Annotated in this window: 17 protein-coding genes; 11 read left to right on the plus strand and 6 right to left on the minus strand. The window is 73.0% G+C overall.

Translation table 11 applies throughout. The annotated features are described in order from the left end of the window. The first annotated feature begins 10 nt into the window (after positions 1–10). A complete protein-coding gene (gene mutM, locus ACZ6S4_RS33385; RefSeq protein ID WP_360835177.1) occupies positions 11–865 on the plus strand; it encodes a bifunctional DNA-formamidopyrimidine glycosylase/DNA-(apurinic or apyrimidinic site) lyase in 855 nt (284 codons plus the stop codon). Here the strand turns inward: mutM and ACZ6S4_RS33390 are convergent. From ACZ6S4_RS33390 to ACZ6S4_RS33405, 4 genes are all read right to left on the minus strand, one after another. Next, positions 801–1,388 carry a Spherulin-4 gene (locus ACZ6S4_RS33390; protein ID WP_360549979.1) on the minus strand — a complete coding sequence of 196 codons (588 nt, stop codon included), beginning with the start codon at positions 1,386–1,388 and terminating at the stop codon, positions 801–803. The genes mutM and ACZ6S4_RS33390 overlap by 65 nt on opposite strands. Continuing rightward, positions 1,385–2,566, minus strand: a complete 1,182-nt coding sequence (locus ACZ6S4_RS33395) for a hypothetical protein (RefSeq protein ID WP_465478730.1) — start codon at positions 2,564–2,566, stop codon at positions 1,385–1,387. Before ACZ6S4_RS33395 ends, ACZ6S4_RS33390 begins: the two co-directional genes overlap by 4 nt. Continuing rightward, a complete protein-coding gene (locus ACZ6S4_RS33400) occupies positions 2,563–4,056 on the minus strand; it encodes a DUF3492 domain-containing protein (RefSeq protein ID WP_465478731.1) in 1,494 nt (497 codons plus the stop codon). The genes ACZ6S4_RS33395 and ACZ6S4_RS33400 overlap by 4 nt, the downstream gene beginning before the upstream one ends. Before the next feature lie 132 nt (positions 4,057–4,188). Further along, positions 4,189–4,908 (minus strand): CAP domain-containing protein, encoded by a 720-nt coding sequence (locus tag ACZ6S4_RS33405; protein WP_465478732.1) that lies wholly within the window; start codon positions 4,906–4,908, stop codon positions 4,189–4,191. Between the two features lie 443 nt (positions 4,909–5,351). Here ACZ6S4_RS33405 and ACZ6S4_RS33410 point away from each other — a divergent pair, with 443 nt between their 5' ends. From ACZ6S4_RS33410 to ACZ6S4_RS33425, 4 genes are all read left to right on the plus strand, one after another. Further along, the gene (locus tag ACZ6S4_RS33410; RefSeq protein ID WP_125804837.1) at positions 5,352–5,546 is read left to right on the plus strand and encodes a hypothetical protein; all 195 of its coding nucleotides are present in this window, start codon (positions 5,352–5,354) and stop codon (positions 5,544–5,546) included. Between the two features lie 257 nt (positions 5,547–5,803). Further along, entirely contained in the window at positions 5,804–9,385 is a 3,582-nt protein-coding gene (gene smc, locus ACZ6S4_RS33415) for a chromosome segregation protein SMC (protein WP_465478733.1), read from the plus strand. 6 nt (positions 9,386–9,391) lie between these two features. Beyond that, positions 9,392–10,015, plus strand: a complete 624-nt coding sequence (locus ACZ6S4_RS33420; RefSeq protein WP_465478734.1) for an HAD family hydrolase — start codon at positions 9,392–9,394, stop codon at positions 10,013–10,015. A 44-nt stretch (positions 10,016–10,059) separates the two neighbouring features. Continuing rightward, positions 10,060–10,701, plus strand: a complete 642-nt coding sequence (locus ACZ6S4_RS33425) for a hypothetical protein (protein ID WP_465478735.1) — start codon at positions 10,060–10,062, stop codon at positions 10,699–10,701. A gap of 6 nt (positions 10,702–10,707) precedes the next feature. Here ACZ6S4_RS33425 and ACZ6S4_RS33430 read toward each other — a convergent pair whose 3' ends face one another. Then, positions 10,708–11,163 carry a DinB family protein gene (locus ACZ6S4_RS33430; RefSeq protein WP_465478825.1) on the minus strand — a complete coding sequence of 152 codons (456 nt, stop codon included), beginning with the start codon at positions 11,161–11,163 and terminating at the stop codon, positions 10,708–10,710. Between the two features lie 70 nt (positions 11,164–11,233). Beyond that, entirely contained in the window at positions 11,234–12,928 is a 1,695-nt protein-coding gene (locus tag ACZ6S4_RS33435; RefSeq protein ID WP_465478736.1) for an alkaline phosphatase D family protein, read from the minus strand. A gap of 152 nt (positions 12,929–13,080) precedes the next feature. Between ACZ6S4_RS33435 and ftsY the strand changes: the two genes are divergently transcribed. The 6 genes from ftsY to ACZ6S4_RS33465 all read left to right on the plus strand — a co-directional run bounded on the left by ftsY (position 13,081) and on the right by ACZ6S4_RS33465 (position 21,983). Further along, positions 13,081–14,232, plus strand: coding sequence for a signal recognition particle-docking protein FtsY (ftsY, locus tag ACZ6S4_RS33440; protein ID WP_465478737.1), 1,152 nt, complete (start codon positions 13,081–13,083; stop codon positions 14,230–14,232). Between the two features lie 51 nt (positions 14,233–14,283). After that, a complete protein-coding gene (locus ACZ6S4_RS33445) occupies positions 14,284–15,084 on the plus strand; it encodes a phosphotransferase (protein ID WP_212992098.1) in 801 nt (266 codons plus the stop codon). A 214-nt stretch (positions 15,085–15,298) separates the two neighbouring features. Next, positions 15,299–16,675 (plus strand): ammonium transporter, encoded by a 1,377-nt coding sequence (locus ACZ6S4_RS33450; RefSeq protein WP_465478738.1) that lies wholly within the window; start codon positions 15,299–15,301, stop codon positions 16,673–16,675. Between the two features lie 33 nt (positions 16,676–16,708). Then, positions 16,709–17,047, plus strand: coding sequence for a P-II family nitrogen regulator (locus ACZ6S4_RS33455; protein WP_199752384.1), 339 nt, complete (start codon positions 16,709–16,711; stop codon positions 17,045–17,047). Positions 17,048–17,128: 81 nt separating this feature from the next. After that, positions 17,129–19,354, plus strand: a complete 2,226-nt coding sequence (locus tag ACZ6S4_RS33460) for a [protein-PII] uridylyltransferase (protein ID WP_465478826.1) — start codon at positions 17,129–17,131, stop codon at positions 19,352–19,354. 127 nt (positions 19,355–19,481) lie between these two features. Beyond that, on the plus strand, positions 19,482–21,983 hold the full coding sequence (locus ACZ6S4_RS33465; RefSeq protein WP_465478739.1) for a glycosyltransferase: 2,502 nt from the start codon (positions 19,482–19,484) through the stop codon (positions 21,981–21,983). Positions 21,984–21,999: the final 16 nt, after the last annotated feature.

Raw genomic sequence — 21,999 nt, forward strand, 5'->3', positions numbered from 1 at the left:
AAGGACCCCCGTGCCCGAGCTTCCCGAGGTCGAGACCGTCCGCCAGGGACTGGCCAAGTGGGTGACCGGCCGGCGCATCGACACCGTCGAGGTGCGCCACCCCCGGGCGATCCGCCGCCACGTGCCCGGCGACGTGCACTTCGCCGCCGTCCTCAAGGGGCGGACCGTCACCGACGTCGCCCGGCGCGGCAAATACCTGTGGCTCCCGCTGGACTCCGGCGACGCGATCATCGCGCACCTCGGCATGAGCGGGCAGCTGCTGATGCAGCCGGCCGGGGCCGAGGACGAGGTGCACCTGCGGGTCCGGGTCACCTTCGCCGACGACGGCCCGCAGCTGCGCTTCGTGGACCAGCGCACGTTCGGCGGCCTGTCCGTCTCCGAGGGCGGTGCCGAGCTGCCCGACGAGATCGCCCACATCGCCCGCGACCCGCTGGACCCGCTGTTCGACGACGAGCTGTTCGTGGCGCGGCTGCGCGGCAAGCACACCGAGATCAAGCGGGCCCTGCTGGACCAGACGCTGATCTCCGGCGTCGGCAACATCTACGCCGACGAGGCGCTGTGGCGGGCCCAGCTGCACGGCGCCCGCCCCACCGACGCGCTCACCCGCCCCGCCGTACGCCGGCTGCTCGCCCATGTCCGCGACGTGCTCAGCGAGGCGATCGTCGCGGGCGGCACCACCTTCGACGCGCTCTACGTCAACGTCAACGGGGAGAGCGGCTACTTCGACCGTTCGCTGAACGCGTACGGGCGCGAGGGGCAGCCTTGCCACCGGTGCGGCTCGATCATGCGCCGCGAGCAGTTCATGAACCGCTCGTCCTACAGCTGTCCGCGTTGCCAGCCGCGCCCCCGCCTGCCGCTGCGCTGACGTAGGGGCTGGTGTCGGTGGCCAGCCCGAAGCCCGCGCCACGGCGGCCCATCAGCCGGCGGGCGGCGGTCAGCAGCGGCGTCGGCACCCCGTGCACCAGGTGACCGTCGCCGGGCCGCACCCCGTCGCCGGCCCAGCCCTGGTAGGCCGACCAGGGCCCGTCGAAGGTGCAGATCCGTACGCCCAGGTCGCGGTAGAGCGGGTGGGTGGGCACGCCCGGGTTGAGCACGATCCGGTGCAGCCCGCGCCGGGCGGCGAGCCGTACGGTCAGCGCCACCGGCCCGACGCCGCCCGAGCCGGCCGGCGCCCGGTCCAGGAAGAGCCCCTCGGCGCCGTCCGCGCGCCATTCGTCCACGTCGGCGAGCACGTCGGCCAGCGAGCGTCCGCCCCAGTCCAGGTCGATGCGGCCGAGGATCCGGTGCGCCGAGCGGCGGGCGCCGGGCCGTTCCTGCACGACCCAGGTGTCCTGGTCGGGCGCGAGGTCGGGCGAGGGCTGGGCGTACGGGGGGAAAAGGGTCTTCACGACGTCCTCCGGGGGTCTGCGGCGGTGTGTGCGACGGTCAGCAGTCCGACGAGGTGGGTCGCCGCCAGGATGGCGACGACGGTGCGGAGCGGGTCCGGCGGCAGCACCGGGAGCAGCGGTGCCGCGACCGCGGCGAGCGGCGGCGCGACGGCGAGCAGGGCGGCGATGAAGGTCCGGCCCCGCGCGGCGAGCAGCAGGGTGATGGCCAGTACGCCGCTGAGCAGGATCCCGCCGGCCACGGCGAGCACTCCCTCCCGCGCGCCCACCACCCCGCCCGGCAACCGGTACGCGGCCAGCGCGAGAGCGATCCCGGCGGCCAGCGGCGGCAGCAGCGCGGCAACGGTCACCACGGTCACGCCACCGACGTGCTCGCGGTGCTCCTCGTCGCTCTCGGCCACGTCGAGGCTGCTCTCGACCTGCCGCCGGTGCCAGCCGATCAGCGCCTCCAGAACGGGGGCGGCGGCCAGCAGCGGCAGCACGGCCGGTGATGTCGCCGCCGGTGGCCCGGCCCGCCAGAGCAGCACGGCCGAGGCCGCCTGACCCGCCCCGAGCACCGCCCGCCCGACCGCGCCGCGCAGGTCGTCACCCCGCAACACGAGGGTGGCCGTACGCCGGAACGCGGGCCGGAACGCACGCAGGGCAGCGGCGGCGACGGCGATCGGCAGCAGCATCGTGACCGGCACCCGGGCGGCCCAGGTGTCACCGATCGCCCCGGCGACGGCGACGGCGGCGAGCAGCCAGCACGGCAGGCTCCACCGCACGACCGCCGCCTCGTTGCGGCTCACCAGCGCCGCGGTGACCGAGGCCAGGCTCCCGAGCCCGCAGACGCCGACGGCGATCGCCCGTCCGGGCTCGGCGCCGGCCACGGAGGCCGGTGCGAGCAGCACGAACGCGCACCACAGGGCGGCCGCCGCCAGGAAGCCGAGCCCGACGAGCCGCGCCCCGGCGCCCGAACCGCCCCGCCTGGCGACGACAGCGCCCGTGCCGGTGAGGATCTGCGTGACGCTCCAGCCGAGCACCAGCGTGCCGGCGGGCACCGGCCAGGGCAGGCTGCCGAGCAGGCCGGCCGCGGCGATCGCGACGCTGAGCGGCCCGAGGTAGAGGGCGCAGCGCAGCAGCAGCGTGACGCCCAGGGCGGGCGCCCGCCGCAGGCCGGGTTCCAGCGCCAGGCCGGTCATCGGTCCTCACCGGCCTCGGCGAGCCAGCGCACGGTAGCCGGCCGGGCTTCGCGCGGGGCGGGCACGGCCAGCGCGAGCTCGTAGGAAGGGGCCGGCGGCGGTCCGGCCAGATCGGTGTAGAGGGCGCCGTAGACGCGGACCACCCGGTCGGCGGTGAAGCAGGCGAGCGCCCGGCGGCGGGCGGCATCACCCAGCGCCCGGCGGCGGGCCGGGGCCCGCAGCAGACTGATGCAGGCGTCAGCGAGGGCCGCCGGATCGTTCTCGGCGACGAGCGTGCCCGCGTCGCCGAGGGTCTCGGCGACCGGGCCCACGTCGATCCCGATCACGGCCCGGCCGGACATCATGGCCTCGATCAACCGGTACGGCGGGTCGGCCGGTCCCGGGACGTGCACGACGAGATGGCCGGTGGCGTACCGGTCGCGCGGGTCGGCGGGCAGCGGGTGCAACCGGATCGCCCGGCCCAGCCCGGTGCGTTCGACCTGCTCGGCGCAGTGGTCCTCGTGCGTGGCGGTGACCCCGACGAGGTGCAGGACGGTCCCGGGCACGGCGGTCGCCACGATCGCGAACGCCTCCAGCAGCCCGCGCAGACCGCTGTCCGGGCCGCCGTTACCGGCCCAGACGATGGCCGGCTGGGTCCTCGCCTCGGGGGCGGACGGGAAGTCGACCGGGTCCACCCCGGCGGGCACCGGGACGAGCCGGCTCGGTTCGGCACCGTGCCCCAGCGCCCACGAGTGGTGGTAGGCGCTCAACGGGGCGATGAGGCCGGCTTCGGCGTACCCGGTGCGGGCGACCGACCGGCGGAAGCGGCGCAGCACCGTGCGCACCGCGGGGGAGAGCCGCTCCTCGCCGGCCCGCGGCCGGGCCACCGGGGCCCGCGCCTCGGTCAGCAGCAGTGGCATCCCGGTCCGCCAGCGTCCGGCCAGGGCGGCCAGCAGCGGCGTCGTGCCGCCGACGCAGTGCACCAGGTCAACGGCGGGCACCGGTACGGACAACGCCCGGGCCGCGTGGCGCAGGAGCGTGGCGGCGGTGCGGGCATCACGCAGGCTGAGCCGCGGCAGCCGGTCCTCACTCGCCGACGTCCGCCCGGTCCGCCAGGCGTCGAGCAGCACGTCGGTCAGCGGTACCGAGTTCAGGGGGTGGCCGGCCGCCTCGGCCAGCACCGAGAGCCCGAGCAGCCCCTTGGCGAACAGGTCGTCCGCAGTCTTGGGCTCGGCCTCGCTGAGCAGCCCCCGGCACAGCAGGACGGCCGCGGCGGTGGCGTTGTCGTCGCTGCCCGGCCGCCGCCGGATCTCGCGGCTCAACGGCACGGCCCGGGCGGACGCTACATGGCGGGGCAGCGGGTACGCCGGCCCGCCGGGTGGTTCGCGGTCGGTGACGGTCAGCAGGTCGAAGGTGTACCGGCCGAGGCCGTCGACGAGCGTGCGGCACCAGCCGCCGAGGGCGTCCCGGCGGAACGGGTAGCCGCCCCCGGTGAGCAGACAGATGCGCATGCGGTCAGCACCACGGGCGCGACGGGGGTGTTATCACGATGGCTGCAACGACGCAGCGGCGAAAAGTAACGGGAGCGTGTCACCTAGGCGACAGTCGGTCGCACTATTTGTCTGTTTTTCGGAGTTATTTGCTCAGGAACGTCCGAAAAGCTGGCCCCAGACGATCGTGCCGTCCACGCCCTTGACCGCACCCACCCCGAGCGCCTTGAAGTCGCAGTTCAGGATGTTGGCGCGGTGCCCGTCACTGTTCATCCAGCTCGTCATGACGTCGGCGGCGTCGCGCTGGCCCCGGGCCACGTTCTCGCCGCCCGGGTCGTTGTAGCCCTGCGCCTTGGCCCGGGTGACGAAGTCCCGGCCGTCGTCACTCACGTGGCTGATGTAGAGGTCACCGTGGGTGCCGAGCTCCTGGACGTGCAACCGCATGGCCGCCCGGAGCTTGGTGTTGAGCTGCACCGAGCCGCAGCCGGCCCGGTCCCGCTCCACGTTGACCAGCCGGATGACCTCGGTCTCCTGGGCGGCCAGCCCGGCACCGACCTCGGGTGCGCTGGTGGTCGGCTTGCGGGTCGGCGTCTTCTTGACCACCGGTTTCTTGGTGGCCGGCTTCTTCGTGGCGGTCCTGCTCGGCTTGGGCGCCGCGGTGGACGGGGTCACCGCCGGCGACGAGGGCGGCGGGGCCGACGGCCGTGCCACCCCGGTGCCGGGTGCCCCGCCACCGGCACCCGGCACCAGGGCGGCGACGGCGGCTTCGGGTTGCTCGGCCGCGGTGCCCGAGCCGGTGAAGCTCGAGGGCAGCAGTGCGGCGCCGGCGCCGACCACGGCGAGCAGGGCGGTCACGGAGAGGCCGAAGGTCACGGGCGACGGCATCGTCTGCCGATCGCGGTGTCGCCCGGTCGGTCTCTGGTCGGCTGGCCCCTGCACGTCGTGCCTCCGTGGTCCTCGAGGGATCGAGAGGTTTCGACCCGGGTGACGGTAAGCAGCCGCGCGCGGCCCGGGCAAACCGGCTAAGAAAGAAATAAGTCCTGGATAAGGCCCGCGGGGTGGCGTGATTCACTGGTCAGGCGGGTGCCACGCGGTTCACACGGCTTGACGGACTGTGGGTATCAGCGCACCATGGAGGTGTCGCCAGTCGCGCCCATCTGTGTCCAGTCGAGTCCTGGGCATGGGAAATCTGCATCCACAGCACGTCCCCGGGTGCAGGAGTTTGTGCTCACGCGTGTCCGTGGGCACAAAGGTGTGCGGTACCACTGGGCGCGCGTTTGGCCGGCCTTTCCGGCAGCGCTTTACAAGGAGACGAAATGGCGAAGGCCCTCTACGGCCACGTAGGTGCGGCGCCCGACCGGCGCCTGCTCGACGAGGTCACCCGACTGCGTTCCAGGGTGCAGGCTCTGGAGTTCGAGATCACCCGCCTCCGGGCGGAGAACGATCGTCTCGCGGCCGCCGCCGCGGAGGCAGACGATCTTCTGCGGCTGACCGAGCCGGCGCTGACCTGAGCTTCACCGGGCGTCGTGACCCGGCGCCCACATCCCCTCGCACCACGTGACGCACCCCGCAAAGCGCGCCTCCACAGCAACAAGTGGCGGCGCGCATCTTTTTGCTCCTTCTGCGCCGCGCCCGTAGAGCCAATTCCGACAAACGCGTCGGGTCGGGTCGAGACCGGCACGATCCAGGACGCGCGGCGTGCACGGACATGGCGTGCGCCTGCGGGTAACCTGCTGACCAGCAGACCACCGCCGACCCCCGGAGATCCGTGCACCTCAAGAGCCTGACGGTGAAGGGTTTCAAGTCCTTCGCCTCCGCTACGACGCTGCGGCTGGAGCCGGGCATCACCTGTGTGGTGGGCCCCAACGGCTCCGGCAAGTCCAACGTCGTCGACGCCATCGCGTGGGTCCTGGGCGAGCAGGGCGCCAAGGCGCTGCGCGGCGGCAAGATGGAGGACGTCATCTTCGCGGGCACCGCCGGGCGGGCCCCGCTCGGCCGCGCCGAGGTGACCCTGACCATCGACAACGGCGACGGCGCCCTGCCCATCGACTACACCGAGGTCTCCATCACCCGCCGGATGTTCCGCTCCGGCGAGAGTGAGTACGAGATCAACGGCAGCTCCTGCCGCCTGCTCGACATCCAGGAGCTGCTCAGCGACTCCGGCATCGGCCGCGAGATGCACATCATCGTCGGCCAGGGCCGGCTCGACGCGATGCTGCACGCCAAGCCCGAGGACCGCCGCTCCTTCATCGAGGAGGCGGCCGGCGTCCTCAAGCATCGCAAGCGCAAAGAGAAGGCGATCCGCAAGCTCGACGCGATGCAGACCAACCTCAACCGGCTCAACGACCTCACCGCCGAGCTGCGCCGCCAGCTCAAGCCGCTGGGCAAGCAGGCCGAGGTGGCCCGCCGCGCGGCCGGCATCCAGGCCGACCTGCGCGACGCCCGGCTGCGGCTGCTCGCCGACGACCTGCACACCCTGCGCACCACGCTGGACAAGGAGATCGCCGACGAGTCGGCGATGCGCGAGCGCCGCCAACAGGTCGAGGAGGAGAACCGCGAGGTCCAGCGCTGGCTCGCCGACCTCGAGGCCGCGCACGCCGAGGACGCGCCGCTGCTGGCCGCCGCCCAGGACACCTGGTACAAACTCTCCGCCCTGCAGGAACGCTTCCGCTCCACCGAGCAGCTGGCCTCCGAGCGGTTGCGGCACCTCGCCGCGGCGCCGGACGACGAGCGTACGGGCCGCGACCCGGATCAGCTCGAGGCCGAGGCGGAACGGGTCCGCGAGCAGGAGGAGGAGCTGCGCGAGGCCCTCACCGAGGACCAGATGCGGCTGGCCGAGGCGGTCGAGCACCGCCAGGAGCTGGAACGGCAACTGCTGCAGGCCGAGGGTGCGCTGCGGGCCGCCGCGAAGGCGATCGCCGACCGCCGCGAGGGACTGGCCAAGCTCACCGGCAACGTGAACGCGGCTCGGGCCCGTACCGGAAGTGCCGCCGAGGAGATCGAGCGGCTCGCGGTCGCCCACAACGACGCGCTGATGCGGGCCGAGGCCGCCCAGGCCGAGGTCGACGCGGTGTCCGCGGAGTCCACCGAGGCCGATCGCGACAACGCCGAGCTCGACGAGCGGCACGCCGAGGCCGTCGCCGCGCACGACCGGGCGGCCGCGGTCGTCAAGGAGCTCTCCGACGCCGAGCGGGCGGCCGAGAAGGACGCCGCCAGCTGGAAGGCCCGCGAGGAGGCGCTCGCCCTCGGCCTGCGCCGCAAGGACGGCGCCGGCGCGCTGCTCGGCAAGGCCGACCAGATCCCCGGCCTGCTCGGCAGCCTCGCCTCGATGCTCACCGTCCGGCCCGGTCACGAGGCCGCACTGGCCGCGGCCCTGGGCGTGCTGGCCGACGCGGTCGCGCTGACCGGCATCGACGAGGCCGTCGAGGCCATGCGCACGCTGAAGATCGCGGACGCCGGCCGGGCCGCGCTCGTGGTCGCCGCCCCGGCCGCGCCGGGCATGCAGGGCTCGCTCGACAGCCTGCGCCCGGCTCTGCCGGAGGGCGCCGAGTGGGCGCCCGACGTCATCGACTGCCCCGACACCATCCGCCCGGCGCTGAACAAGGCGCTGCGCGACGTCGTGCTGGTCCCCGACCTGGCTGCCGCGACCCGCCTGGTCGCGCAGAACGCCGAGCTGCGCGCGGTCACCCCCGACGGCGACGTGCTGGGGGCGCACGCGGCCGCCGGCGGTTCCGGCAAGGCGACCAGCTACATCGAGGTCCAGGCCGCCGTCGACGAGGCGCGGGCCAGGCGGGAGACCGCCGAGGAGTCCATCGGCGTCCTGAAGGGCCAGCTCGCCGACGCCCGCGCCGAGGTCGCCGAGCTCAAGGAGGCCGTGGCCGTCGCGGCCGCCGCCAAGCGTGCCGCCGAGGGCGAACGCAACGCGGCCGCCCGCCGCCTCGCCGAGCTCGGTGCCGCCGCCCGTTCCGCCAAGGCCGAGTCGGAGCGCCTGGGCGCCTCCCGGCAGAAGGCCGAGGCCAACCGTGACCGCGACCTGGCCGGGCTGGCCGAGCTGGAGGAGCGGCTGCGACTGGCCGAGGCCACCCCGATCGACGAGGAACCGTCCACCGAGGAACGCGACACCCTCTCGGCACTGGTGCCGCAGGCCCGGCAGAACGAGATGGAGGTCCGGCTGGCCGTCCGGACGGCCGAGGAGCGGGTCTCCTCGATCGCCGGCCGGGCCGACTCGCTGCTGCGCCAGGCCACGCAGGAACGCCAGGCCCGCGAGCGTGCGGCCGCCCGCCGGGCCGCCCGGGCCCGCGGGGCGGAGATCGCCAAGGCCGTCGCCCTGGGCGCGGCTGCCGCGATGTCGCGGGTCGCGGTCTCGCTGGCCACCGCGGTGGAGGCGCGTGACGAGCTGGCCCGCGCGCGGACCGCACGCGAGGCCGAGCTCCAAGAGGTACGCGCCAGCGCCAAGCGCCTGGTCGCCGAGCTGGAACGGCTCACCAACGAGGTGCACCGCGACGAGGTGGCCCGGGCCGAGCAGCGGCTGCGCATCGAGCAGCTCGAAGCCAAGGCGGCCGAGGACTTCTCCCTCGACGTCGACACCCTGGTCGCCGAGTACGGCCCCGACCAGCTCGTCCCGCCCACCCAGGCCGAGGCCGCGCAGGCGGAGAAGGACGGCAAGGAGCTCCCCGAGCCCGTGCCGTTCCACCGGCCGACCCAGGAGAAGCGGGCCAACAAGGCCGAACGCGACCTGGCCCTGCTGGGCAAGGTCAACCCGCTGGCGCTGGAGGAGTTCGCCGCGCTGGAGGAACGCTTCAAGTTCCTCTCCGACCAGCTCGAGGACCTGAAGGCCACCCGCAAGGACCTGCTCACCGTGGTCAAGGACGTCGACGACCGGATTCTCGAGGTCTTCACGTCGGCGTTCGAGGACACCGCGCGCGAGTTCCAGGCCGTGTTCCAGGTGCTCTTCCCGGGCGGCGAGGGCCGGCTGGTGCTCACCGACCCCGAGGACATGCTGACAACCGGCGTCGAGGTCGAGGCCCGCCCGCCGGGCAAGAAGATCAAGCGGCTGTCGCTGCTCTCCGGCGGCGAGCGCTCGCTGACCTCGGTCGCCATGCTCGTCGCGATCTTCCGGGCCCGGCCCAGCCCCTTCTACATCATGGACGAGGTCGAGGCCGCCCTCGACGACGTCAACCTGGGCCGGTTGATTACGCTCTTCGCGCAGCTGCGGGAAAAGAGCCAGCTGCTCATCATCACGCACCAGAAGCGCACGATGGAGGTCGCCGACGCCCTCTACGGCGTCACGATGCGTGCCGGCGTCACCCAGGTCATCAGCCAGCGGCTGAACCGAGAACCGGAGGACTGACCCCCGATGCTCCGCCAACCGGCCCAGGCCATGCTCATCGACCTGGACGGCGTACTGCGCCGCTGGGACCCCGCGGTGCCGGCGGCGGTGGAGAAGTCGTACGGGCTGGCGCCGGGCACCCTGATCGAGACGGCGATGGCCTGGGAACTGCTGCGCCCCGCGGTGGCCGGCGAGATCACGGACGCCGAGTGGATGCGCCTGGTGGCGATGCGCCTGCCGTTGCCGGAGGCCGACGCCAAGGCGGCGGTCGCGCAGTGGCAGGAGCACCGGGGCACGATCGACCAGGAGGTGCTCGCCTTCGTCCGCTCGGTGCGCGCGGCGGGACGTCCGGTGGGCCTGGCGACGAACGCGACCGATCTGCTCCGGGGCGACCTGGCGGAGCTCGGCCTGACCGGGGAATTCGACACGGTGGTCAGCTCGTGGGAGCTGAAGGTGCACAAGCCGGCGCCGGAGTTCTTCACCCAGGCCTGCGCGGCTCTGAACGTCGAACCGCCGTGGGTGCTGTTCGTGGACGACGACGACCGGGCGGTTCGCGGCGCCCGCGCGGCGAGGATGCCCGCGTTGCGCTGGACCGGGCCGCAGGACCTTCCTTATCTGCGCAAGGCGCTCGCTCTGCCCGCGCCCGGCTGATCTTCTCGCGGCGACGTAGGCTGGCCGCGGCTGAGAGGATGTCGATGCGTAAGACTCTGCTCGGGGCGGTTGTTCTCGTGCTCGCCCTGCAGGGCTGCTCCGCGGACGGCGGCAACCCGGCGGCGCCGGCCCCGTCAAGCGCCGCTCCCTCCGCGCAGCCGAGCGCCAGCTCGGGCATCGGCAGCGCGCCCCCACCGGCCGGCGCGCTGGACGGCAAGCGGCAGGTCTTCTTCCTGCCCCGGCTCGACGACAACGAACTGCCGGACTCGGTGCTGGCGGTGACCGCCGCCGGCCGGATCCAGGTGACCGACGACTACGCCGACCGGGCGCTCTTCGTGCCGGTGCCCAAGGCCCGCGGGGCCAAGGAACGCCTGATCAAGACGGGCACACTGCGGGCCGGCGGCGAGCCCTTCTGCCTGCAGGTGCAAGGCAGCGGGTCCGACCCGCTCACCGTCGTCACGGCGGCGTGCGACGCCGGCGAGCCGAAGCAGCTCTTCACCTTCGAGCCGGCCGGTAAGGACGACGAGGGCCGCACCACCTACGCCGTGCGCAACCGGGACGCCTTCCTGCAGTGGCATCCGCTGGGCGCGGCCGGGCTGGTCGCCGAGAAGGTCGACGACAGCCAGATGGAGACGACCTTCTCCCTGCAGGACCAGGGCGCCGCCGCCCTGCCGAAGGGCGACTGAGCCGGCTCAGTCGCCGGTGACGCCGTCGATGCGTTCGCGGAGCAGGTCCGCGTGGCCGTTGTGGCGTGCGTACTCCTCGATCATGTGCAGGTAGACCCAGCGGAGACTCACCTGCGACCGCCGCTCGGTCGAGAACTCGTGCTCCAGCGGCAGCTCCGCGACCGCCGCCTTGGCCGCCTCGATCTCGGCGAGGAGCGTGGCGTGGTCGGCCGCCGCGTCCGCCTGCTCGATGTCGTCGAAGTCGCCGTCCTCGTTGGTGTCCGAGCAGTAGATGGAGGAGACCTTCTCGCCCGCCGCGTTGATCCGGAACCAGCCGCGTTCGACCTCGGCCAGGTGGCGGAGCAGGCCCAGCAGCGACAGCTGCGACGGCTCGACCGAGCGCAGCTTGAGCTGCTCGGCGGTCAGCCCGGCGCACTTGGTGAGCAGCGTCTGCCGGTGCAGGTCGAGCCAGCCCTCGAGCATGGCTCGTTCGTCGCCGGTGAAGGGCTCTTCGACGCGGTGCGCCGCGGGCGCGGTCCAGGAAGTCACAAGGTCATCCTGGACCGTGCAGGTGGACATCCGCCACCGTGAACAGGTGGCCGTCCCTGGTCGTTCCCTCCACCCGTACGTCGGCCTCTGCGCCGGCGTGCCGCAGCGTGCTCACCGCGTTGCCGAAGTACGGCCCGGCCAGCCGCCGCCAGCGCACCGAGGGCCGGCGTACCCCGGCGCTGCGGGCCACCCCGCGGACGCCCTTCGCGGCCAGCCGTGACCAGCTGAAGCGCATCAACGGCCGCATGACCGTCGGCACCTGGTTGTGGATCGGGGAGCACGTGAGCTGGTGCACCGGCGTCGCCACGGCCGGCCCGAGGTCGGCGCGGGCGACGTAGGAGTGGTGCACGTCGCCGGAGAGCACGCTGATCGAGGCCGGTGCCGCGTACGCGCCGCCGGCTCCGACACGGTGACCCGGGGCGTCCGGGCCGCCTTCGCCGAGGCGGCGGAACACCTCGGTCAGCGCGTCGAACGAGCGGGTGAACGCCGCCCAGTGCTCCAGGTCGAAGGCCCGGCGGACCCGTTCGGCCAGGGCCGCGCGCCGGGCCCCGGACGAGTCCGCGAGCCGTTCGTTCCAGGCTTCCAGGTGGTGGATCGCCGGTGGCATCAGCCACGGCAGGGACGAGCCGACCACCAGGTGGTCGTAGTCGCCGTGGGCCTGGTCGACGAACCAGCCCCACTCGGCCGCGGGCAGCATCTCCCGCCGGCCCGGCGTGAGCACGCGGTTGCAGCGGTTGTCCAGCATGATCAGCCGGGTCCGGCCCACATCCAGGGCGAAACTCCACTGGTACGGCCGGTCGGTGTTCTCGGCCGACGACGGCTTGTCGACCGAGATGCCGAAGTCGTGCAGCAGCGACGTCGCGTCCTCGACCGCGGCGATCTTGGCCAGCAACGGGTCGGCGCGCAGCTCGTCCGGGCTCATGTTGCCCAGGTGCTGGTAGACCCAGTACGAGGCCAGTCCGCTGGCGATCCGCTCGGACCACCACTGCTGCGACGACATGTCCGCCCGCCAGGACGCCGAGGTGTTCCAGTCGTCGATGATCTCGTGATCGTCGAAGATCATCACGCACGGCACGGTGGCCAGCAGCCAGCGCACCTCGGGGTCACGCCAGGACTCCAGGTAGAGCTTGGTGTACTCGTCGAAGGAGACCACTTCGTCGGCCGGGCCGTGGTGGCCGGCCGAGCGGCGCCGGCGCAGGAAGCGGCGCACCTTGGCCGAGGTCTTGTCGGCGTAGACCTGGTCGCCGAGCAGCACGATCAGGTCGGCGCGCAGCTCCGGCGAGCGCGGATCGGTCATCAACCGCCGGGCGTACGCGTCCAGCGCGTCCGGCGGCAGCTTGCGCCCGGTGGCGTGCGGGGTGGCCTCGCGGCAGGAGCCGAAGATCATGCTGACCGGCTGACCCGCGTCCTCGGCCTCGCGGGTGACGATCACGCTCGGCGGGTACGGCGACTCCGGCTGCGGCCACACCTGCCGGTCGCCGAGCCACACCTGATATTCGCCGGCGCTGCCCGGGACCAGCCCTTCCACGATCACGATCGCGTAGTGGTGGCCGTAACAGGAGAAGGTCTGGGCGGTGCCGGCGCCGCCGGTCGCTACCTCGACGCGTACCTCGGCCGGTGCGGTGGTCTCGACCCAGATCGTCGCCTGGTCGCCGACGACGCGGCGCAGCACGGGCCCGATCAGCAGGTGGGCGGTCAACGGTTCACCGGGGGGCGCGACATGCTGCCATCCTCCCCGAGCGGTCCCGGCTTCCGCCAGCGTGCGTTCGGACAGCGGGAGGTCACAGGGCGTGGCGGGGGACACGGACGGGTGGCGCCACGGGCCCCGCGGACATCTGTCAGGATTTCGGAATGGAATACGTGGTCGCCTCCCTCATCCTGCTGGCGGTGCTGGTGGTCGGGGCCATCGGTCTGGTCGTGCCCCGGCGCCGCAGGCGCGAGTTGCCGCCGACCGGTGGCTCCGCCACCACCACGCTCGAGCGCCCGCCGACCGCGCCGGTGGAGGAGCCGACGCTCCCGCCGCTGCCGGACGAGCTGCCGCCGCTGGTGCAGGCACCGACGATCGAGAAGCCGGAGCCGACCGCCGGCCGCCTGGTGCGGCTGCGGGCCCGGCTCAGCCGGTCGCAGAACGTCTTCGGCAAGGGCCTGCTCAGCGTGCTCTCCCGCGATCATCTCGACGAGGACGCCTGGGAGGAGATCGAGGACAGCCTGATCTCCGCCGACGTCGGCGTCGAGGCCACCCAGGCGCTGGTCGAGCGGCTGCGCGAGCGGGTCCGGGTGCTGGGCACCCGGACCGTCGCCGAGGTACGCGAGCAGCTCGCCGAGGAGCTCACCGCCGCCCTCGAGCCCGGCATGGACCGCAGTCTGCGCACCGCCCCGCACGACGGCCGGCCCGCGGTCGTGCTGGTCGTCGGGGTCAACGGCGCCGGCAAGACCACCACCTGCGGCAAGGTGGCCCGGGTGCTGATCGCCGACGGCCGTACGGTGCTGCTGGGCGCGGCCGACACCTTCCGCGCCGCGGCCGCCGAGCAGCTCGCCACCTGGGGTGAGCGGGTCGGCGCCGAGACGGTCCGCGGTCCCGAGGGCGGCGACCCCGCCAGCGTTGCGTTCGACGCGGTCAAGCGCGGCATCGACACGGGCATCGACACCGTGCTGATCGACACCGCCGGCCGCCTGCAGAACAAGGTCGGCCTGATGGACGAGCTGGGCAAGGTCAAGCGGGTCGTGGAGAAGCACGGGCCGGTCGACGAGACGCTGCTCATCCTGGACGCGACCACCGGTCAGAACGGTCTCGAGCAGGCCCGGGTCTTCACCGACGTGGTGGATGTCACGGGCGTGGTGCTCACCAAGCTGGACGGCACGGCCAAGGGCGGCATCGTCATCGCCGTGCAGAACAAGCTGGGAATTCCCGTCAAGCTGGTCGGTCTGGGCGAGGGCCCGGACGATCTGGCCCCGTTCGAGCCCGCTGCCTTCGTCGAGGCCCTGCTTGGCACCGACGCGTAGTCTCGGGGGCGGCAGGCCCGTACCGCGGGGCACTTCTAGGGGAGGTCGTGGGTGACGCAGGAACGCGACCTTCGCGAGATCCCGCTCCACGGCGGCAACGTCAGCACGGTGTCGAAGGTGGGCGACACCGTCCGCCGCAACGCGGGACCGTGGACCCCGGCCGTGCACTCGCTGCTCAACCATCTGCAGCGGGTGGGCTTCACCGGCTCGCCGCACGCCCTGGGGATGGACGACCGCGGCCGTGAGGTCCTGTCGTACCTCGACGGCGAGTGCGGTGAGTATCCGCTGGCCCCGCACTGGACGACCGAGGAAGCGCTGGTCACGGTGGCCACGATGCTGCGCATGTTCCACGACGCGCAGTACGGCTTCCAGCCCCCGCCCGGGGCGGTCTGGCGCTCGTTCGGCCCGCCGCCGCCGGACACCGAGGTGATCTGCCACCACGACGCCGCCCCGCACAACGTGGTCTGGCGCCCGGACGGCACGCTGGCCCTGATCGACTTCGATCTGGCCTCGCCCGGCGCCCGGATCTACGACGTCGCCTACGCGGCCTGGACCTGGGTGCCGCTGTTCAGCGACCGCGACTCCTACACGCTGGGCTGGAAGAGGCCGAACAGGCCGCGCCGGCTGCGGTTGTTCGCGGACGCGTACGGGTTGATCCCGCGCGACCGGCACCGCCTGGTCCGCACCATCCGCAAGCGGATCGTGGACCACGTCGAGGGCATCCGCCGGATGGCCGCCGCCGGTGATCCGGCGTTCGTGCGGATCGTGCACAAGGGCCACCTGCGCCGCCCGATGCGTGACCTCCGGCTGCTCGATTACGAGCGGCATACCCTCGAATACGCGTTGCGGTAACCCCCGCTTGGGTCGATTGCCCCAGTTCAGGGGCATTCCTCCGGTGCCCTGTGAGAGTTTCTTCACACGTCGGAAACAACCCGTCACGCGTCGGAAATCGCGCGTAGACCGTGCGCGAAACAGCGGAGCGAAAGGCTTCCGCCCGAACCGGCCAGCAGGGCGACGCTGCTCTCTGGGCCGTGTGGGAGGACACCTTTATCCGAGAGGAGGCAGCGTGGAGATCAACACCGGCAATACCGCCTGGTTGCTCCTGTCGTCTGCGCTCGTTCTGCTTATGACTCCGGGCCTGGCGCTGTTCTACGGTGGCCTCAACCGGTCCAAAGGCGTACTGAACATGATGATGATGAGCTTCTCGTGCATCGGGCTCATCTCCGTTCTGTGGGTCATCTACGGCTTCACCCTGGCGTTCGGCACCAACGACAGCGCCGGCCTGAACAACGTGATCGGCAACTTCAGCCAGTACTTCGGCACCGGCACCTCCGGCATCTCCGAGGAGTGGCTGTTCCTGGGGGCCGGCACGGGCATCCCCACGTACGCCTTCATGGTCTTCCAGATGATGTTCGCCATCATCACCGTCGCGCTGATCAGCGGCGCGGTCTCCGACCGGATGAAGTTCGGCGGCTGGGTCATCTTCGCGCTGGCCTGGTTCACCCTGGTCTACGTCCCGGTCGCGCACTGGGTGTGGGGTGGCGGCTGGATCGGCGGCAAGCTGCACGCGCTCGACTTCGCCGGTGGTACGGCGGTGCACATCAACGCCGGTGCCGCCGCGCTCGGCCTGATCCTGGTGCTCGGCAAGCGGGCCGGCTGGCCGCGGGAGAGCTTCAAGCCGCACAACGTGCCGTTCGTCGCGCTCGGCGCCGGCCTGCTGTGGTTCGGCTGGTTCGGCTTCAACGCCGGCTCCGAGCTCACCGTCGACGGCACCACGGTCTTCGCGTTCATCAACACCCAGGTCGCCACGGCCGCGGCCCTGCTCGGCTGGGTCGTCGTGGAGTGGATCCGCGACGGCAAGCCGACCCTGGTCGGTGCCTCGTCCGGTGCGGTCGCCGGCCTGGTCGCCATCACCCCGGCCTGTGGCTTCATCGCCCCGCTGCCCGCCGTCATCGTCGGCCTCATCGCCGGTGCCGTCTGCGCGCTGGCCGTGGGCCTGAAGTACAAGCTGGGCTACGACGACTCGCTCGACGTGGTCGGCGTGCACTTCGTCGGCGGCTGGATCGGCTCGCTGTCGCTCGGCTTCTTCGCCACCGCGCAGGTCAACGCCGCCATCAACGGCGACCCGGGCCTGGGCGCCAGCGAGGGCCTGTTCTACGGCGGCGGCCTGGCCCAGCTCGGCCGGCAGTTCGTCGGCAGCGCTGCGGTCACCGTCTACTCCCTGGTCATCGCGGCGATCATCGCCTTCGTGATCAAGGCGGCCAAGGGCCTGCGGGTCAGCGACGAGGCTGAGGTCACCGGCATCGACGTGGCGGAGCACGCCGAGAGCGCGTACGACAACTCGCCTTCCACGGGCTCGGCCGGCGCGTTCGCGATGGCCGGTCTCACCCCTTCGGCCAGCACTGACGGCAAGGCTGCCGTCGGTGAAAAGGTCTCCGGTTAAATTCCCCTGATGGCTGCGATGGAGGGACTGAGCATGAAGCTGGTGACCGCGGTCATCAAGCCGTACCAGCTCGACGCGGTGAAGGAGGCTCTGCACGCGCTCGGCGTGGCGGGTCTGACCGTGAGCGAGGTACAGGGGTACGGGCGGCAGAAGGGCCACACCGAGGTGTACCGGGGTGCCGAGTACACGGTGGAGTTCCTGCCCAAGATCAAGGTTGAGGTGCTGACCGACGAGATCGACGTCGAGAAGGTCGTCGACGCGGTGGTCACCTCGGCCCGGACCGGCAAGATCGGCGACGGCAAGGTCTGGGTGACGTCCGTCGAGGACGTCGTCCGGGTCCGCACCGGCGAGCGCGGCCTAGACGCGCTCTGACCCATTGTTCTTGCGGGTTTGACCTTCAAAAGAAAGCAGATCGTGAGCTACGTGGTCAGCGAGCCGTCGGCGCCACCTCAGGTGCCGTCCGGCGGCTCGCTGGACACCCTTCGCGAACACATCGGCGCTGCCGCCCGGGCCGACCGGGCCTCGGCGCTCGATGCGTGGCTGGCCTCGATGTTCCCGGCCCACCTGCCGGGCGTCAGCCTGGTCGCCGTGGGTGGCCTGGGCCGCCGGGACTGCGCCCCCTACAGCGACCTCGACCTGGTGCTGCTGCACAACGGGACGGCCGGCATCGACCGGATCGCCTCGGCCCTCTGGTATCCCATCTGGGACGCGCGGCTGGGCCTGGACCACTCCGTGCGTACCCTGCCCGAGGCGCTCTCCGTCGCCCACGACGACGTCAAAGTCTCGCTCGGCCTGCTGGACGCCCGGCACATCGCCGGTGACGCCGCCCTCTCCGCCGAGCTGATCGCCGCCACCTCGGACCAGTGGCGGCGCACCGCCGTACGGCTGCTGCCCCAGCTCAAAGAGCTCACCGCCAGCCGCTGGGCCACCCACGGTGAGCTGGCCTTCCTGCTCGAGGGCGACCTCAAGGAGGCCGCCGGCGGCCTGCGTGACCTGACCATCCTGCGCGGCATCGGCCGGGCCGGTGTGGCCGACACCATGCGTCCCGCCGTCCGCGCCGCCAACCTGCGGCTGCTCGACACCCGCGACGCCCTGCACCTCGCCGTCGGCCGCCGGGTGGACCGGCTGGTCGCCCAGGAACGAGCCGCGGTCGCCGAGCTGCTGGAGGTCGACGACGGGGACGCCGTGCTGCGCCGGGTGGCCGGCGACGCCCGGACCATCGCGCACGCCCTGGACGACGCCTGGCGCGCGGCGGACCGGCTGCGCAACGGCCGCCGCCGGGGCGCCCCGGCCGGTGCGTCCGTACGCCGCCCGGTGGCCCGGGACGTGGTGGAGCAGGACGGTGAGCTGGTGCTCGCCCGTACGGCCATCGGCCCGGTGCCCGATCCCAGCCTGTCGTTGCGGGTCGCCGCCGCGGCCGCGACCGTGCGGCTGCCCATCGCCCGCGCGACCTGCGAATGGCTCGCGGCCTTCTGCCCGCCGCTGCCGACACCGTGGCCGCCCGCGGCCCGCGCCGCCCTGGTCTCGCTGCTCGGTTCCGGCCCGGGGCTGCTGCCGACCTGGGAGGCCTGCGACCGGTACGGCCTGATCGACGCCTGGCTGCCGGAGTGGGCCCGGCTGCGCAGCCTCCCGCAGCACCACCCGATCCACCGCTTCACCCTGGACCGGCACCTCGTCCAGGCGGCGTACGAGGCCAGCGCCTACACCCGCGAGGTGGACCGCCCCGACCTGCTGCTGATCGGCGCCTTTCTGCACGACGTCGGCAAGGGCCTGCCGGGCGACCACAGTGTCGTCGGGGCCCCGATCGCCGCCGAGATCGCCACCCGGATCGGGCTGCCGCCGGCGGACGTCGCCACGGTGGAGAAGCTGGTCCGGCTGCACCTGCTGCTGCCCGACGCCGCCACCCGCCGGGATCTCAGCGACCCGGTCACCATCACCACCGTCGCCGAAGCGGTCGGCGACCCGGCCACCCTGGACCTGCTGCACGCCCTGGCCCGGGCCGACTCGCACGCCACCGGCCCGGCCGCCTGGTCGGACTGGAAGGGCCGGCTGATCGCCGAGCTGGTCCGCCGGGTGCACACCGCGCTGGACACGGGGGCGCTGCCCGGGCCGCCCGAGCCGGACGCGGAACTGCTCGTGGGTGAGCTGCCCGCCGTACACCTGGACGGGGACGTGGTCGCGGTGGCCGCGGCCGACCGCCGGGGCCTGCTCGGCTCGGTGGCCGCGTGCCTGGCCATGCACCGCCTCGACGTGATCGGGGCCGACGCCAGCACGGTGGACGGCCGGGCGATCGTCGAGTTCCGCACCCAGCCGCGCTACGGCTCCCCGGCGGATCCGGTGGCGCTCGCCGCCGACCTGCGCCGGGTCGCCGCCGGGGACGTGTCGGTGACCCAGCGGCTGCGGGCCCGGGCGATGTCGGCCCGCGGCGGCGCGGCTCCCCGGGTGGTCTGGCACCGCGCGGCGGCCACCGACGCGGTCGTGCTGGAGCTGCGCGCGGCTGACTCCGCGGGCCTGCTCTTCCGGGTGGCCAGCGCGCTCGACGAGGCCGGCGCCGAGGTGCGCGCGGCCCGCATCTCCACCCTGGGCAGCGATGTGGTGGACGCGTTCTACCTGGTCGGCGCGTGGGCCGAGGCGTCCGAGCGCGAACGCGTGGAAGCAGCCGTCCTCGCGGCCGTCTGACCAACCCGTCACCTCGATCGGCATCCAGGGCGTATGTGCCGCCGCGGTCTGAGGCCGTCACCTCGATCGGCTTGCCGACGTTGCGCCTAGCGACATCCAGGGCGTACGTGAAGAGGTCTGTTGCCGCATGGGGGAGACACCCGGTCTGCTCGACGACTACCTGCGAGTCGCCCGCTACCACGTCCGGATGGCAGTCCCGCCGACCGCGGTCCGGATCCGTTCGCTCGGGGCGCGGCAGCTGCTCGCCCGCTCGGGGCTCGGTGAGTCCGACGCGTCCTACGCCGACCTGCTCGCCGCGGCCCGCGCCGGGGACACCCGCTGGCTCAAGCAGCGCCGGCGCGCGGTCAAGCCCGCTGTCCTGGCCGGACTGGCGCAGACCCTGGCCCAGCAGGACATGCTGCCGGAGGACCGCACCGACGCACTGGCCCTGTACGAGCTGATTCGCACCGCGCTGGGCGCCGACGCGCTGCCCGCCGCCCACCAGGGCCTGCACGTCCAGCTCGCCCTGGCCTGGCAGGGGGCGAACCGGGCCCGGCCGTTGCTCGCGGCGTACCGGCGGATCACCGACAGCGTGCGCGCGGATCTCGACCTCGACCTGGCCAATCCGTTCGCCGGCACCGGGCCGGTGATCGGCTGGCTGACCGCCTTCCGCAAGCTGCTGCCGGAGCCGCCGCTGGCGCTGGAGCACAAGGCCGGGGTGCCGCCGTTCGACCGGCTGACCGTGGCCACCTCGGTCGCCGGCATCGACGAGCCGCAGCGGATCTCGGTCATCGTCACCGCGTTCCACCCCGACGAGGGCCTGATCACGGCCGTACGCTCGATCCTGGACCAGTCCTGGCGCAACGTCGAGGTGATCATCGTCGATGACGCCTCGCCGCCGGAGTACGACGCCGTGCTGGCCCGGGCGGTTGCGCTGGGCGGTCGGATCCGGCTGGTCAAGCAGCCGGAGAACAGGGGCACCTACGCGGCCCGCAACGCCGGCCTGGACGCGGCCGAGGGCGAGTTCGTGGCGTTCCAGGACTCCGACGACTGGTCCCATCCGCGTCGGCTGGAGTTGCAGGTCAAGCTGTTGCTGGAGGACCGCCGGCTGGTCGCCACCACCTCCGACGGCCTCGGCGTCTCCGAGGAGCTGCTGGTCACCCGGCCCGGGGTGCGCCGCAGCCGGTTCAACCCGTCGTCGTTGCTGTTCCGCCGCGGCCAGGTGATGGACCGGCTGGGCTACTTCGATCCGGTGCGCAAGGCCGCCGACTCCGAGTACATCGGGCGGATGGTGGCGGTCTTCGGTGTGGCCGCCGTACGGCACCTCGACTCGCGGCCGCTCGCGCTGATCCGGCTGGCGCTGGGTTCGCTGTCGCGGGCCGAGATCCGGCCGTACTGGATGCACCCGGCGCGGACCGCGTACATGTCGGCGTACCAGCGCTGGCATGCGCGGATCGCTGCCCGGGCCGCCGATCCGCTGCGCCCGCGCGACGGCAGCCGCCGGCCCTTCGCCGCCCCCGACCATCTGCGGCTGGCCCGGGGTGAGGCGGCCGGGCGGCCCGAGTACGACGTCGTGCTGGTCGCCGACTGGCGTTTCCTGCAGGGCGCGCAGCAGTCGGGACTGCAGGAGATCCGGGCGCTGATCGCGCGCGGCCTGCGGGTCGCCGTGATGCAGATCGAGTCGCTGCGCCCGCCGGCCCGGCGCCGCTGGCCGCTCTGCGCACCGCTGCAGCAGCTGGTCAACGACGGCCGGGTGGACCAGCTGCTGCCCGGTGACGAGAACCGCGCGGAGCTGATCATCGTGCGGCACGCCGCGGTGCTGCAGTTCCCGCCCGACGACCCGTGCCTGCTGCGCGGCCGGCAGGTGCTGATCGTCGCCGACGAGGCACCCGGACGGCTGGCCGACGCCGACCGCCGGTACGTGCCCGCCGACTGCTCCCGGGCGGCGCTGCGGATGTTCGGCACCGAGCCGCTCTGGTGCCCGCAGGACCCGCAGGTACGGGCCGTGCTGCGCAGCGAGACCGTCGAGCTGACGCCGTACGACCTGCCGGCTGTGGTGGACGGGGAGCGGTGGTCGGCCGCCCGGGACGGGGCCGGCAAGTGGCCTGCCGTGGTCGGCACCGACCTCAGCGACGAGGGGGTCTGGCCCGGGGACGTGCGGGCGGCGCTGACCGTCTACGACGAGGTCGGCGAGTGGGACGTGCGGTTGCGGCTGCCGGACTGGCCGCGTACCGGATATCACCCCGGCGGTCCGCGGTCCCGGCTGGTCTACGACGCCGGTGATCTTGACCTGCGGACCTTCGTCCATCAGCTCGACTTCTACCTGCACTTCCCGAGCGCGGACCGGATCGAGACGTTCTCCCGGCCGGCTCTGGAGGCGGCGGCCCTGGGCTGCGTCGTGGTGATGCCCGAACGGCACGCGGCGGTGTTCGGCGACGCCGCTGTCTACTGCGGACCTGGCGAGGCCGAGGCGACGATCCAGCGGTACCACGCCGACCGTGAGCTCTACGCCGAGCAGAGCCGCCGGGCCCGGGCCGTCGTCGCCAAGGCGCACGACCCGCAGCTGTTCGTCGACCGCATCGCGGGAATCGTCACCGCGCCGCACCCGGTCGCCCCGGCCCAGCGCGGCGCGTTGATCGCCCGACCGTAACGGCGGTGTCGTCGCG

The organism is Actinoplanes sp. NPDC051405 (assembly GCF_055586185.1).

What these genes read in the sequence shown, in the direction of transcription:
- ACZ6S4_RS33430 (WP_465478825.1), bottom strand. Translation starts at nt 11,163, where the DNA reads ATGCTCGAGGGCTGGCTCGACCTGCACCGGCAGACGCTGCTCACCAAG.
- ACZ6S4_RS33420 (WP_465478734.1), top strand. Translation starts at nt 9,392, where the DNA reads ATGCTCCGCCAACCGGCCCAGGCCATGCTCATCGACCTGGACGGCGTA.
- ACZ6S4_RS33400 (WP_465478731.1), bottom strand. Translation starts at nt 4,056, where the DNA reads ATGCGCATCTGTCTGCTCACCGGGGGCGGCTACCCGTTCCGCCGGGAC.
- ftsY (WP_465478737.1), top strand. Translation starts at nt 13,081, where the DNA reads ATGGAATACGTGGTCGCCTCCCTCATCCTGCTGGCGGTGCTGGTGGTC.
- ACZ6S4_RS33395 (WP_465478730.1), bottom strand. Translation starts at nt 2,566, where the DNA reads ATGACCGGCCTGGCGCTGGAACCCGGCCTGCGGCGGGCGCCCGCCCTG.
- ACZ6S4_RS33455 (WP_199752384.1), top strand. Translation starts at nt 16,709, where the DNA reads ATGAAGCTGGTGACCGCGGTCATCAAGCCGTACCAGCTCGACGCGGTG.
- ACZ6S4_RS33410 (WP_125804837.1), top strand. Translation starts at nt 5,352, where the DNA reads ATGGCGAAGGCCCTCTACGGCCACGTAGGTGCGGCGCCCGACCGGCGC.
- ACZ6S4_RS33425 (WP_465478735.1), top strand. Translation starts at nt 10,060, where the DNA reads ATGCGTAAGACTCTGCTCGGGGCGGTTGTTCTCGTGCTCGCCCTGCAG.
- ACZ6S4_RS33465 (WP_465478739.1), top strand. Translation starts at nt 19,482, where the DNA reads ATGGGGGAGACACCCGGTCTGCTCGACGACTACCTGCGAGTCGCCCGC.